This is a genomic window from Polaromonas sp. P3_B4, from assembly GCF_056402835.1.
On sequence record NZ_JBFUGQ010000001.1, the window covers coordinates 1,362,984 to 1,377,268 of the forward strand.

A 14,285-nucleotide genomic window follows, 5' to 3' on the forward strand; every position below is an offset into this window, starting at 1 on the left:
TTCTTTCGAGGCAGAGTCGCTTCCAAGCATTCACCGCACTTTTGACACCAAGTGGCCAACGTTTGCATCGAGCCTATTAAGGCGCGTGTCTCCCAATTGGAAAAGTATGCTGTTGACAGCTTACTAGCCGAGAGCGTCTAAAAATTTCCGATTCGTACTTTTTCAATCAAGTGCCGGTTACGCAGTCTTGGGTTCTGTCGATACAGGCTGAAGTACACGCCGGTCGCGAACGTGATCTTCCATCCGTCATTTCTGGCGCGAGAACCAGACATTTGCAAGCTCCCCACGTTAGCGTGGTTGGCCAATTCCAACAAGGCGTTCCACTTCGCCCGGTCATTGGCCACCGGCGAATCAGTAATGCCGCGAAGTTGACGTTGCTCGTCGTCGAAAGAGAGGTTGCTGAACAGCAGAACGTGCGACAACCGGGTAGTTTGACCGCGCAGCTCGAACTCGCAATCCGTGTAGCTGATAGCTTGCCAGATGAAGCGCGACGCTCTCGGTGAAAACCCATGATCCAGCGGCAGGTACTTGACTTCCAGACCCATAGGGCAGGGTTTGAATCCTTGAGCGACCAGGTGAGGGCGGGGAATGAGGACATAGTCGATCTGCACGCGGACCTGCTCAGCCAGATGGCGTCCTCGTACTTCGCGCGCCACCTCGAAATCTCGTTCAATCACTGGATCGAGCCAGGAGCGAAGCTCGACTTCGGTCCCGAACGGCACGAATGGAACTGGTTGCGGATCCACGAGGGAGGCAGAATGGTGCTGCTGGAGGTGCTTGATGACGAACGGCAGCCGCTCGCGCCAGTTCAGCGTGAGAACGGCGGGTATGGCCGCATCCAGCGCCTGACGTGCCTGCGTCAGCTGTAAGGCAGAGGCATTTCGGTCCGCCTGCAGCAATGCCCTGTACTCGGCGTTCTGTTTTGCAAGTTCCGGATCGATCAGTGCTGTTAGGGCAGCTTCGGCTGCGTGCAACTCTTTATAGATCGCGAGCCGCTGCGCGTTGAAAGCGGATTCTAGGTCAGCGTCGAACGCAGGAGTATCAGCCGGCGCATCCGCTCTTTTGAGCGCGCCGCCGCGCTGTCGGCCGCATACGGTGCACTGCCGAACGACGCTGCGGCCGCCGCCTTCCACCGTTCGCAGGCGAAGAGAGAGAGACAGGCTACAGTCGTGTTCGTGCTGATTTTGTTGATCTGTTAGCTGCGCAATCTGCGCCGTAAGCTTTTCGGTTTCGTCCATAGTTTAAAAGGCCAGACAAAATTTTGATTGAACGGATTCTCACCCTCCTAGTTAGTCATTTTTCGATCTCAAGCCTGATGTCGGCGCATTGAGGTCTATCGCAGCAGCTAGGTTTCGGTCGAGTAGTCAGTGCTTTGATCGAAATTCACGTCGCCGTCACCCGTTTGGATAGCAGTGCAGCACAGGCCTTGGAGCTGCCTACAACGTGCATCAGGTATTTCGCACGCGAGGTTCCGACATAAACCGTCTCGTCCTCTTTTGCAGCCGAAACTTCTTCGCCGATCCACAGCATCACCACGGGCGATTCCAATCCCTTGAACCGCGCTACCGTGTCCACCAGAACGGTTCCGGGCACGCGGCGCTCAAAAGACCAGGAGTTATTTCCCGGAAGCCGGTGGCGAGCAAGCATGTCGTAGAGTACTTGCTTGGGACGTTTGGCCAATAGCACCACAATGTCTGAGGACGGTAGCTTCTCAGCTGTGAGCAAGCGTCGCACGCGGCGCTCAATCTCGGCGGCCTGTTCTTCATCTGTTTCCAGGCATACCGTCTCCACCTCAGGACCAACCAGTTCCGAAGCGTCCACCGGAGTTCCGGAATAGAAACCGTAGGCCAAGGTGTGAATGGGTGCCGTATTTCGGCAATTCTCTGTCAGATGGAATGGGTCGTCGTCGATTGGGAGTTTCGCATCCCGCCGATAGATGGCTTGATTGCGGTCAGTGAAAAGATAGAACGTGCCGTCGGCGGGCTCTTTCAAAAGCGTTTCTACGCCAAACCAATACTCGTCGCTGAAGTCCTGTGCCTCGTCAACTATGACGCCGTCGAATAGGTTTTCGGTCAGCACTTCGTTGGCAAGGGCCAATGCAAATGGCATCTGCACTTCGAACTTTTGTTGATCACCTAGCCCCGGATACGCGTCGGCGGCTTCCGTCAAGACGTCTCGACCTGTCTGTTTACGCGCGAGTTCGATGCGCTGATCGCACAACTGGTGGTAACTCATCACAGTGAGACTTGGGGTGTTAAGAAGCCCTTGCGCAAGCACATCCGCTAGCGGACGGTTGTAGCAAAGTAGGAAGACAGTTTGACCTGCTGCGGCCAACTGGCGAGCTTTCTCAACGGCAATGAGCGTTTTGCCGGTTCCCGCGCCACCGGCGATGACTGCGCGCTTGCGTTGCCCGAGTATTCTCAGCACGCGCGCCTGTCGCTCGGTCAGTCGAATGAGTTCCGCTTCCGTGTAGGCTAGCTCAGCGCGTAGAAGTGCACGCACCTCCACCGGTCCACAAAGGATTTCCTCCACGAGCTCTACACCGCGTGCTCCGAGATCCTGCTCCTGACCAGTGCGCCAAAATGCGCAGGCCTGTGTTGCCCATGCCTGGAGTTGGATCAAGTCGATCTGACCTCCGATTAACTGGCGTACTCGGCCGGGTTGCACCAGCGGGGCGACGTCGTGAAGATCCGGGAAGAAGACCGCATAGCCGCTGATCACGCGTTGGCCCTGCCAGCGTCGCCATTTGGGGTGACCCTTGATCTGATCCAGGATGGCGTACTTTTCAGACTGGGCCTGACGGAACGGATCCTTGATTGCGTGTGTAGCGCCAAAGCGATCGATAGATGACCACGCGCCACTCCTTGCGTCCAAGGTTATGCCTCCGCCTTTGACCTCCACGGTCAACAGCCCGGCTGCCGGGAACGCCAGGGTGAAGTCCGCTTCCCCTTCGCGCAACTGGTGTAGCTTGTCCCGATAGACCCAGGATGCCGAATGGATAACCAACACGTCGTTGGGCAGCTGGTCGCGACAGGCACGATAAAAGCGTGCTTCAGCTTGCGACGGGAGAGACCGTAGTTGATCTTCGCTCAAAACGGGACGCATGATCGCCATCGTCAACTCTCCTTAGACAAGCGCATACGGGCTGGATCGAATATCCTGAAAACCTGTCGTCCATCGGCGAGGTATACGTGAATTTTGTAGAACATGCTGCTGCCTTTTTTTACGCTTGCGATGGTTCCCATTCCAAGACCAGGAATGTCGATGCTCAGGCCTGCCGCCGGCAGCAGTGGGGATACCCCGCTCTCGCTGTCCGCCACGGCTTTCCAGCCTGAATCGAACCGAAACTGGTCGGCCTTACCAAATGGATTGTTTACCAAATGCAGGACTTGCTGCTCGGGATGAATGGCGTGTTCAACGATGCACAACCAATAACGCTCACGCCGCTCCGCCGCGCACAGCAATTCGGACGGTGTCATCGAAATACCTGCTGCCGTCCATGCAGCCGACTGGCCCTTGACCTCCATGACGTGCTCACTGCCGTCGTGCGCAATGGCGCGGATGTCGAAGCCTTTGTTATTGGGAGGCATCTCTTCCAGAGAGGCCCATTTTTCGCGCTGGCTCTGCAGGACGTACTGCACAGCTGCCTGGGCTGTCGCATCGCGCTCGAGCGCTCGTGCGGCGTTATCATTCGCGGCGTCGGAGCTGTGGGCGGTGTCGTCTGAGGATGCTGGCGCTTTATCCGGCTCGACGTAGCTCAACAGACGGTGTCCCGTATCATCGCGACGACTGCGGCGAGCGTTACGCCGCCAAGTTTTGCGTCCACGACGGGTTCCAGTCCATCTCTTTGGAGGGGCGGTACTGGGCGGCGTAGGCGGCTGAACTGATCGAGGCGCCGTGCCTGGAGGACTAGGGGCCCTTGCGTTCGCCACGGTAGTCGGTCCGGTCCGGGACGGCGGGCTGCCTCCTGACTGCCCCGTTGCTAGCGGTGCTGCCGGGCTTAGCGGGTGCCCTACCGATCCCGCGACGTGGGATGGAACGGCTGGCGCAGGGGAGGCGGGCGAAGTCCTTTTCGGTTCAGACCCAGCTGCGGGAGCGAGCGGAGCAGAAGGTGGGATGGACCCCTGTGCCAATACCTGGGACCATGACAGCGGAACCGGGTCGAGGCCAGCCGTGTCCTCGTCGTCTGGCTCTCCCGAATCAGTGCCCCCAGTGTCGGTTTCTGTCTGGGTCAGCACCTGATCGATGGTCAGTTGCGAAAATTCGTCCTCGGGGAGGGAGGCCAGCTCTCGTACGTCCAAGTACTCTTCCACATCTGCAATCAGCTCTTCTCGCAGAATCCGGCTTACGCCGTCGACTTGGGTCGGTGCTTTAAGCATCAGGCAGATCTCGCGCGCCAGGCGGTCTGCGATGCCTCGGGCGCCCACTCGAACATAGGCCGCGTCGTCGGCCATCACTACCTCGCCTTGGGTCGAGACGGTGCAGCCAGATAGCGTGTTTAAGATAGTCAGCTCCTCGACGTCGATAACCGTGAGCACGGACAAACGGCGCCACTGGCCCGCTTCTTTTGCGCGCTCAAACACCGTATTCGACTGGCTGTACACGAGTCTCGCAATGTGCCGAAACCGCTCACGCACCCGAGCGGTGAACGTATCATTGAGCCGCCCATTTCCCGGATTCTCCAGGGTGATCTCCAGACTGGCAGATAGCAACGGAATACCCACCGCTTCCAGTAGTGCGTGGATCTGTGGCAGCCGTGCCGACGGCACTGCGAGGAACGAGATGCCCTCATGGTTGGCAAAGAGTGCGCCAGTTGCGGGTTGATCGTCCGCAAAAAGTGTTTCATCCAGTTCCACCATCTCGCCGCGGTGGTTCAGGAAGGCTGGCTGCTCCCTTAAATCCTGGAGCCACCCAGGCTCTACGCTGTCAGTGTGGATGGAAAGTTCCCGGTTTGCTCGTTGGTAGATTCGCAGCGCCTCGGCAGAACGTAATTCGGCGCTTAGATTCGCGTCAACCAGCAGCGGCAATACACGAACGGCAGCGGCAACCGATACCTCTTGGGCTACTCCTAATTTGCGCACGAAGAACCCATGGAATTCTCCATACTGCACATTGAGCGCCGGGTAGTGCATGGCGAGAAACTCGCCGGGAGACGACCAAACCACTTGGTCTGGACGCCGCCAAGGCGAATCTGTCTGTCGTGTCAGGACCAATCCATGCTCCGCGAAGGCCTCCCGCAGCCCGCTAGCGGCATTGCGCTCGGCCAGTTGATCGAGGTGACGGTACAGCGGGCGCACCTGTGCTGCAGACGGCTTGCTGGACACCTTGATTTGCTTAAGTCGCTTAATGCAGGCGTCGACGTCCACCCGGTGCACGATGCCGCAGGTATCAAGAAATCCTTCGCTTTTCAGTTCTGCATCAATGTATGCAGGGGAACTGCCGAAGACTTCTCGGACCATGGCTGTTGCGTAGTAGGTGTCATGCAAGGCGATTTGGCGACGTTGCCGTGTTGGGGCGAGAGAGGTGCGCAGCGTATTAGCGAAGGTCGTAAATTGGCGCGTTGCCGGCCAACCGGACGAATAGATTGTGTGGATGCTATAACGATCCCAATGGCGGTCCAGGCACTCCAACGTCTGGCGGCGAATCGCCGCGTTTTCGGACGCGAGCAGGGCAGCCAGTTCGGCACTGCAGGCCGGTGGGGTGTCACCAGACAGGCGTGGGGAGGCGTTGACCCCCAGGCGCAGGAAGAATGTTCGCCAATCGGCCAGCTGAGCGTTATCTTGCGCAGCCCGTTTCTGCAGACTTTCAGGCAAGTAGTCAGGCGACACCACACGCAAGGGGTCCAGTGCCGGCGAGAGCAGGGTTTCAATGTCGAATTCGGGCAGGTACTCGTGCCCAAGGTACAGGTCATCCGCATGCTGGAACCACCAGGTATCGCCCTCGTGTTTCTTGGTCTTTAAACGCAGCCCTTTTCCCAGAGTTTCCAAAGCCGACGTCTCCGACACGCCACGCTCAGTTGCTGCGGAGAGGTAGTCACCGAGCTTCTCCTTAACGTAGCGAACATGGCCCGTCAGGGCTTCAAATCCTACCTCTCGCCATCGGTCGCCGCGGTGTACGGGCAGGATGTCGTTGACAATGAGCGAATAGGGTTCGGGTGTGCGTACATCGAGGTCGTGCAGCAGGGCACGGACTGCCGCAGCACTGTCGATGTCGTCATTGGCACGGAGAGCGTCCATGAAGGTCTCGTCGAGGATCAGAAGTTTTTTCTCGAATCCGAACTTCTTGCCCCGGGCCAGTGGAAAGAACACAGCTTGCTTGCTGGGTATGTGGAGACTACCGTCGCTCACGGGAACGCAAGGGGCATCGCGCAGATGTGCATCAAGTAAAGATTCGCGCTTGAGGCCGGCGAGGTAGCGATAAAACCTGGCCAGCCACTCCATCCCCTGCTGGCGAACCCAGTCACCTTGTTCAGCAAAGAGGTGCACGATGTCGGTGAACAACAGCGGTTTGCAGCCGAGCTTCTTCAGCGTTGCTGCATCGATGTCCAGATCGTTGGCGGGGTAGTCCTTGCCAAAAAGTACCCACGCGGCCTGCGCGGGCACTAAGCGCTGAAAGTCCTCTGAGGCAGTGAGAATCTCTGAAGGCTTGCGCCACTGGCCGCTGGCACAAAGGATGCAAGATGTCTGCGCCAGTGCATCGAATGTTTGTTGAATGACCGGGAGAAAGAAAGGATGGGTGATTTCGTTCTCACGGGGCAGATAGTGCAGGAACGTTTTTGCCAGTGCTGGCCGTCTCCTGAACTGTTCCAGGCTCGCCACAAAGGCCGTCGCGATCCCATCGCGTAAGGCGCCATTCCAGGGACGCGCGGCCTGAATGTCCTCGCGTGCCGAACTCAGAAGAAAATCGGCCTGGATACAAAAACGAAACCCGAAGTTGCGGATGGGTAAAAACGCGAAAGTTGCACAGTCCGGAGCTGCCAGCGCCTTGCCCGCATCGCTGATGGGGAAGGCCAGGATCAGTTCGCTCTCATTAACGAGTGGGCGCTTGTCATCGGGTACGCTATCCATGGCGACTGCGGTGGCGACACGTAGGAACCGTCCACGCTGGTCCATCTGTGGCGCCCCCGCTACCAGGCGGGTTGCCTCCAGGACCACCAGCCCATCGTCGTCGACGCATCGCATCGATATTTCCTCATCAGGCATTCGCAAGTTGATCTGCCTGAGCTTGCGCAGGAACAGCAGCAGCCGCGGGTCAAGCTCACTTAAGACCGAAGCAGAAAATTCTTCCCCCTTCTTGGCGGGCAGGACAATGGTGGTGCCATCTGCGGCAAGTGACGGATCAGGCGAAATCCAGTTGGGGACGATGTATCCCAAATGCTGTTCGGGATCGGACATGTCAAAACGGAAGTGAAACCCGTTCGAATGAATTTCAGGCGTATTTGAGACCTGAAACACCGACTTAAATCCGATGCCTTTTTCGCCGATGAAACCGGCCTTCTTTGCTTTGGTGCTGCGTCCCACGCTGCACAAGGCCTGCACATTTTCAGGTTGAAAACCCTGTTCATTGTTCCAAACAGTGAGTGCATGGGGTGCCAGCGTAATCCGGATCTGCGGCTCTATGCCATCGGAATACGCGTTGTCGTCGGCATTCTGTATCAACTCCAGGACGAAATGGGTCTTGGTCGAGTAGAGATCCTCCGAAAGCAGCCGAAGGGCACTGCTCAGATCCTGCCGCAAACCCTCAGCAGCTTCCTCGGCCTCTTGGGATAGAGCCATGCCGATCATGAATTTCGAACGCCGCAACTTCTCGATGAAGGTACGGCCTTCGTCGTTGCTTCGGGCTGCTACTTTAACCTGCATATGCCCTCCCTTTTGCCAGTTACTGTAACGTAGCAGGGTGGCGTTCGGCCGCTCCTAAACCCCCTCACTTTTAAAAATCAGCACGGTATGTCCTGCGGAGGTCGAATCAACGCGGTCGCAGCACGTTTACGCGCACCATGGGTGCCGGTTCAGATGAAAATAATCGTGATGTAGGTCGGGTTCAGTTCTCTGGCCATGTGACCTCACTTGCCCGCCGATGAATCCGACAGGACGGGCGGGGAAAGCGTTTTTATCTGGTACCACATGGACGCCGGCACTGGTGTGCGGAAGTGGCGGCATGCTAGAAAATCGATGGCCCACATGCCCACCGCGCGCGCCGGCGAGTTCTGCTCCCATTTCAGGCGGCCACTCGCGTTGAATTTCGCGATGCGTGCGCGCAGGTCACCGGCTTGCGCGGGGAGGGGGTAGGGCGCCTCGGTGGCACCGGCATTGACATGTGCAGGTCCGAAGTACCAGGTCGTCCGCCAGTCATCTGCGGGATGCCAAATCTGCGCGCCGACTTCTGGGTAGTGCTCGTTGTGCCCGTCCGCGAGGTTGCGGTACACGTCGTCAAGGTCGAGCACGGCGCACCACGATGCAATGGTGGCCAGCAGCCAGGAAGTCTGCTTGAGAACAGCTTTGAATTCGTCATCAGCAGCGCCACCGTCCAGTTCCACCAGATCGTCCAGTGAGTCGGTTCCAACGGGAAACATCCGGCCCGTCATGAACACAAAATTCAAACGGCCGGCCAGATGGCTTAGCCACTCACGAGCCGCCGTTTCCTGACCAGTCAATCGGAGCAGCACGAGGCCTAGACAAACGTCGATCACGTGATGATCGAGACGCGGGGACCCGGTGGCCGGATGGTTGACAAGAAAGGCGGCGAGCGCCTGCGCCACGGTCAGCGCATTCTCGGTCATCTGCGCCTTGACCGCATCCTCGGGCTCGACGGCGATCTGGCTGATGCCTAGCGTGGCGAGCAGACCGACCTGCTCGAACAGAGTCACAGAATACTCGGCTCCCTCCTTAGCGTAGCCCGACAGGCCATCCTTGACGTGGATGTGCTCCAGAATCCGCTCGTAGTAACGATTGCCGACCTCATAGTAGGAGTGCCAGATGTCAGCCAGAGCGTTCAGCACGTCGTCTTTTTGCTCCAGCTGTTGCAGTTGCGCGCGATGAAATGCCCACAGCATGGTGCGTTCCATGACCCACAGCGCCTGGCGCCGTTCCCCCTCAGCGTCCGCCCAATAGGCGCACACCATCGCTGCCAAATGGACCCGGCGCAACGCTTTGACCAGCGCCTTGCGGTCCTGTGCCAGACCCGCCTCAGACAGGGCACCATCGGCTGCTAGGCCCAACTGCCGCAGCATGAGGCGACAGAAATCCTGAAATCGATACTCGCCGTCAGCGGCCAGGGCCAGCGACTTGCGCAGGTCCGAGCGGTCCTGAGAATCGAACAGTTGCTCATTCAGTAGATGCCTTTCTAGCAACTCAGCGACCTGGTCCGCGCCCCAGAACCGGAACACGGCTTGGGGATGCTTTTCCGCGAAGCTCGCCCAGTTAAACTGCACGTCCTGCGAGAGGTCGCCGGTCGTGGCCAACACGATAACCTTGCGAAAGCTTCGATACTCCGGAGGGACATGGCTGTCCAAATAGGTGTACAGCACCTCCTGCATGCTCTCGAGCACCTTGTCGTTGCCGCCGCTCCACACGCCCCGGGTGATGTTGCCCTGCTTGATCACGAACAGCAGAAGTTCGTCGACACCGTCCTGCGGCGACTTACCCACTGCCGGGAAGTCCACCCCATATTGGCGGATGCCCGCCTTGGGCCTAACTAGGGGCACGTACCCCATTTCTGTCACCAGTTCGGGCAACAAGCGGTCGAACTCATCGCGTTCCCGCAAGGTGCGTAGATACTCAGATAGCACGGGCTTCATGTCGGCTCCCTCTTGGCGTGCCGGTTCATGTGCAGGCGGTAGGCATTGCCCACCGGGTCCAAAGACTCGCGTCGCGGCATCTCAAACGAGTAGGATATTGACTTTAGGACCATGGGCTCAGTGAAGTCCTCGTGCAGGTACTGAAAGGAGCTGAGTCCCGCCTTGAGATGAACCTGATTCACGAATTGCGCGAATACAGACCCCTTCCTGGCTTCGCGCATCCCGATCTCCATTTGCGTGGCCCTCGCCTTGCGAAAGGCTCGCTGCAGGGTGAGCGGTACCGCGAACTCGCGCAACCGAGGCAGCGCGTCCAGCTGCTCCAGATAGCGCTGCAGGTCCGCGCGGATGCGCTCCAGCAGCACCCGGGTGTCTGGATCAGACTCAGTGTTGATCGCCATACCCAGTTTTTCCACGGTCGTGACAGGGTAGTCGTAGCCAATTTCATCACCCAGCAGTGAGGCCATAAGGGGGTGTACGCGCACTTTGGCGTCTCGCACCTGCAGCAGCGACAGGGCAAGCGCCAGCAGCAGATCGGCGCTGATCACGTAGCCGATCAGACGCCGAGCCAGGAACATGAGGTCAGCAGCGGTCGCATCGTCCAGCAGCGCTGGATCGAAGCTCACGGGGACGGCTCCGAGGTCGTCGCGGTGCATACGCGCCGCCGAACTCAGGCTGACGATCAAGCCGGCTGCAGCCTCTGGCATGGCCCACGCATCGGCTAGGAACCAGGCGGTTAGCACGCGCGCCAGCAGCGCCTGGTCCTGCACGATGCGACCGGCGCAACTGCCAAACAGTTTGGCGAACTCTCGGCCGACCCGCCCCTGCGTAGGTTGGGCTGTAATCCAGGCTTGCAAGAAGCTCAGTATGGCCTCGCGGTGCGGAGACTGCGAGCCGAGATGGCGCGCGAGTGTCGAGTCCAAAAACCGCACCGCGCCCAGATGGCTGATCGGCAGGGCCGCGCAGAGCGCCAGCCAGTCGAAGAAGGAACCCGCTTCCAAGTAGGTCTTGGAATGGCGACTCAAGGAAAACGCCAAATAGCCCAGCGTATCAGGATCACCGGTCTGGGCCAGGGCGCGCAGCTCTGTATCGAAGCTGCGCCGCAGATGCAACACCTCTGTCGCGGCAGCAATGCCGCTGCGACGCGCGTCAGGAGTGGTGTCGGCGAGCCATTGGTGAACCAATGCCTCCAGCGGCGCCACGGCGTCCGGAGGCAGGCTGGTATCCAGCAGCATGTGCTCGGCCACTTGGGCTGTCACTGTGGGAAAGGGGGGCGCGGCCCGCGCAGCCAGTTCAACCACCCGCGCGGCCGCGGCCGCCGGCGCCTCGGCTCCCCAGGCAAGCCAGGCCGCCTTCAAAAGGTTGGTCAGAGGCCCACTGGCATCGCGTAGCAACAAGGCAGTGAGCTGCGCACCCGAACCGGAATGTCCCACCAGCCATTGCCGTACATGTTCAAAGAACGCGCCAGCTGCGCCGTCGCCCAGCGTACGGCGGTACTGCGCTTCTGACAAGGCGATTAAAGGCCCCCAGTCTAGGCTGTCCAGGAGTGGCAGCAGCTTCTCGAGCATGTGCAGCAGCCCGAATACGTCGGACGTGGCGGCGATCTGCGTGGCGGCCATGGCCAAGACGTCGCTCCGAGGATGCACCAGCGCCAGCAGGCGCGCGCAGGCCATATCTTCGTGGCCGATCTCGTGGCGCCACAAGTTTGCCGCCGTCTTGAACAGGGCAGCAGGATCTAGTGCCTGCTCACCTAGTGCTGAGAGCGTGGAGGCCGCCACTATCCGGTTGCGGTCGGTCAGGGCAGCGAAATGCAGCATGCCGTCGATAAGGGCCGCACCTTGTACGCTGGTGAGGTCCAGCACAACTCCGGCCGGCACTGCTATTTCCAGCTTCTGACTGTCCGTTTCATGTAACCGCTGCGCCAGCACAGCCAGGCTCACCGGGACGGAGCCTCCTGCAGCTGAGGCTTTCTCGGTCCCGCCGTCGCCCTCGTCGGATCTGATGTCGGATTGCATTGGTTCCTTACTCAATATGAGGTCTAGCGGCGGTTCTCAGGTAGTGCGCGAAGCTTTTCCAAAATATTCAGAATATGGTTTGGATAAGCACCATTGAAATACTCGAACATCAATGGATTGGCAGCAAAGAAGTGTGACGAAAGCTCAACCCAGTCGTCTACTTCGATCGAGCCATTCAACTTGAAGACCTTTTTGGACTTTGGCTTTATGTGCTGCGTGGTCTTGTAGGTCATGCTGAAGTCGCTGTCTCTTCGCGCTTGATATTCTGCCTCGGTGAGATACTGCACGGCGCCATCGAAGTGGCGGAAGGTGCGACTCTGGGTGTCGAACTCCGCATGCAGGTAACGGGCGGGATGGTACTGACCGTCATCCAATGCGATTTGCACGTCTTCAGTCTTGAGCTCCAACGCCTGGAAAGTCTTGATGCCGCCTGATCCCGACCACTTAACGTCAACGCAGTAGGCGCTCGAGAAGAACATCTGCAGGCGTATGTTGGACAATTCCGTGGGCGGTCTGAGCTTCACGTTGCCTGGCGCGATCTGCGAGATTTCCTTGCTGAACGGCGGCCCGTACCAGGTGTCAGCCTCCGCGTACATGGGACCGCCTACGTCGATACGAACCCTGTCTTCGTCAAGAGCGATCGACTTTTCCAGTCCGGTGTTCTCCAATGCCCAGAAAAGGTCAATGAATCTTGGCGCCCAATTGTTCCATGCGTGCATTTGCCTTCTAAAACAGGGATGTGCCATGGCAACGAAATTAGTTCCTTGAAAGCATCCGCCATTGAATATGCTGGGTTGGAGCACTCGGGTGAGGTCGGCCCAACTGAACAGCCCGTCGCGACCATCGGCTTTGATATCCATGAGCGCTCGCAGTAGACCGGGTGCCGACGCAGTTACTCCCAAAGGAGGTGAGTAGTGAAATGAAGAGTCCGTAAGCAGTACCCCTCTGGCCTTGGCGCATTCTTTGAATGCCTCGATCTGGACGGACGCACTGCGCAATTCCTCCGCCTCCATTTCCCGCATCCGTTTCTGGTGTTGGACAAGCATCTCATCGTATTCATTACTGCTCATCTATAGCCTTCACAAGAAACGAGGCGTGCCAAACACCGACGCATTCACTTCTTCACGAATGCCTGCGGCATCTTCAGCGGAGGAGGGTGGACAAGGCTCAGTCATTGCTCAAATTCCCAGAGACATACGAGCATAGCCATTTGGGGGCGAGTGAGGGCGAAGGATTTCTAAGGCGTACTTTCTATTCAACCGGAGTATGTGACCGAGCCAAGGCTGGCAATACTGCTTGCTCAAGTGCGACAGCGAACGAAGAGAAAGGGCAGATCGCTAACGTTCGGATCGCGGGGTACCACGCGCTTTGGACCCCAATTAGCCCATACCGCCACCCGGCTTCGTTTCCATATTTAAGGTTGACAACGGGCCCTCCACTCATGCCGTCAATGTCCTTAACAACGTCTTCATAATCTTCGGCGAGTCGAGCATAAAACTGGTTCTCAGCGCGTTTCCCAGCTTGCTCCGGAGCGTCTGCCTTGATCAACGGCGCCAACACGAACCGGGCACCGATATTGGTCTTGCCGTCATACGATACCGACTCGGAAGGAATCCCAACTAGCGCCCAGTGATCGGACGCCACCATGTGATCGCTCCAGGCGTCCTTTTCAAATGCTTCGACGCTTCCCGCCTCAAGCTGCAACCGGTAGAGCGTGCCAAGGTGGACTGCGGCATAGTCGATGCCCAGCGTCTCGTCCTCGATCACCAGCCAATTCTCTAGGTTGAAGTCGAAAGGGATAGCGGTGTGATTGAACTTACCGCGAGCCGCCGTCTGGTCGCCCAAGCGCCAGATGTCGAAGGTTGAACCGCTCGTAAGAGCGGCGCGCACTGCGCGCAAAATGTGCCCGGCTGTCACGTAAAACCATTCGTCGGCAATTGCCATCACGAATCCCGAGAACACATGAAGTTTTTCCGGTTTGTCGGGGACGAACTGCATGCATGAAAGGGAGACGAAATGTCTCCCGATGCTGAGGCCGACTCGCTCAGTGAGTGTGTTGGGCACGATATTTATTTCAGACGGGCTAGCCTGCAGCGCCGCCACGTAGAGAATCAATCAGGCGGATAACGTCATCGGCCCGGCCTACTGAAACCGCTTGCTCCGCGGTCCGTTGGCCGAATGCTGGAAGTGACTCCGCTCGAAACCAGCGCAGTGATTTCGCTAGGTCACCACCGGATGTGTCATAAGCGGCTTTGATGACGCGAAGATTGGCCCTCAGATGGCTTTGGATGGCGGCAGCGCCCGGGGTTTTAGTGATTGAGCTCGTGGATACCCGTGCATTCCGAGCCAGCGTTTCGACGTCCATTCCGAGCAAGCTAATGTAGCGGGTGGGCGAAAGCATCGGAGCAAGCTCCGGATCTTGCAGGTCTTCGATGAAGTTTGAAAGCGTTAGCGGCATGGCAGTTTCCGGGGAAGGG

Annotated in this window: 8 protein-coding genes; all 8 read right to left on the bottom strand. The window is 58.4% G+C overall.

The genetic code is table 11. The annotated features are described in order from the left end of the window. Positions 1-137: 137 nt before the first annotated feature. The 8 genes from AC1DVV_RS06570 to AC1DVV_RS06605 all read right to left on the bottom strand — a co-directional run bounded on the left by AC1DVV_RS06570 (position 138) and on the right by AC1DVV_RS06605 (position 14,266). Positions 138-1,238 carry a hypothetical protein gene (locus AC1DVV_RS06570; RefSeq protein WP_477707166.1) on the bottom strand — a complete coding sequence of 367 codons (1,101 nt, stop codon included), beginning with the start codon at positions 1,236-1,238 and terminating at the stop codon, positions 138-140. A gap of 145 nt (positions 1,239-1,383) precedes the next feature. Then, positions 1,384-3,114 carry an AAA family ATPase gene (locus AC1DVV_RS06575; RefSeq protein ID WP_477707167.1) on the bottom strand — a complete coding sequence of 577 codons (1,731 nt, stop codon included), beginning with the start codon at positions 3,112-3,114 and terminating at the stop codon, positions 1,384-1,386. 2 nt (positions 3,115-3,116) lie between these two features. After that, positions 3,117-7,859 (bottom strand): sacsin N-terminal ATP-binding-like domain-containing protein, encoded by a 4,743-nt coding sequence (locus AC1DVV_RS06580; RefSeq protein ID WP_477702769.1) that lies wholly within the window; start codon positions 7,857-7,859, stop codon positions 3,117-3,119. A gap of 203 nt (positions 7,860-8,062) precedes the next feature. Next, positions 8,063-9,796 carry a hypothetical protein gene (locus AC1DVV_RS06585; RefSeq protein WP_477702770.1) on the bottom strand — a complete coding sequence of 578 codons (1,734 nt, stop codon included), beginning with the start codon at positions 9,794-9,796 and terminating at the stop codon, positions 8,063-8,065. Further along, positions 9,793-11,808 (bottom strand): hypothetical protein, encoded by a 2,016-nt coding sequence (locus tag AC1DVV_RS06590; RefSeq protein WP_477702771.1) that lies wholly within the window; start codon positions 11,806-11,808, stop codon positions 9,793-9,795. The genes AC1DVV_RS06585 and AC1DVV_RS06590 overlap by 4 nt, the downstream gene beginning before the upstream one ends. Before the next feature lie 23 nt (positions 11,809-11,831). Then, a complete protein-coding gene (locus AC1DVV_RS06595; RefSeq protein WP_477707168.1) occupies positions 11,832-12,878 on the bottom strand; it encodes a hypothetical protein in 1,047 nt (348 codons plus the stop codon). A gap of 181 nt (positions 12,879-13,059) precedes the next feature. Beyond that, entirely contained in the window at positions 13,060-13,872 is an 813-nt protein-coding gene (locus tag AC1DVV_RS06600) for a hypothetical protein (RefSeq protein ID WP_477702892.1), read from the bottom strand. A 19-nt stretch (positions 13,873-13,891) separates the two neighbouring features. Beyond that, positions 13,892-14,266, bottom strand: a complete 375-nt coding sequence (locus AC1DVV_RS06605) for a DUF2384 domain-containing protein (protein WP_477707169.1) — start codon at positions 14,264-14,266, stop codon at positions 13,892-13,894. Positions 14,267-14,285: the final 19 nt, after the last annotated feature.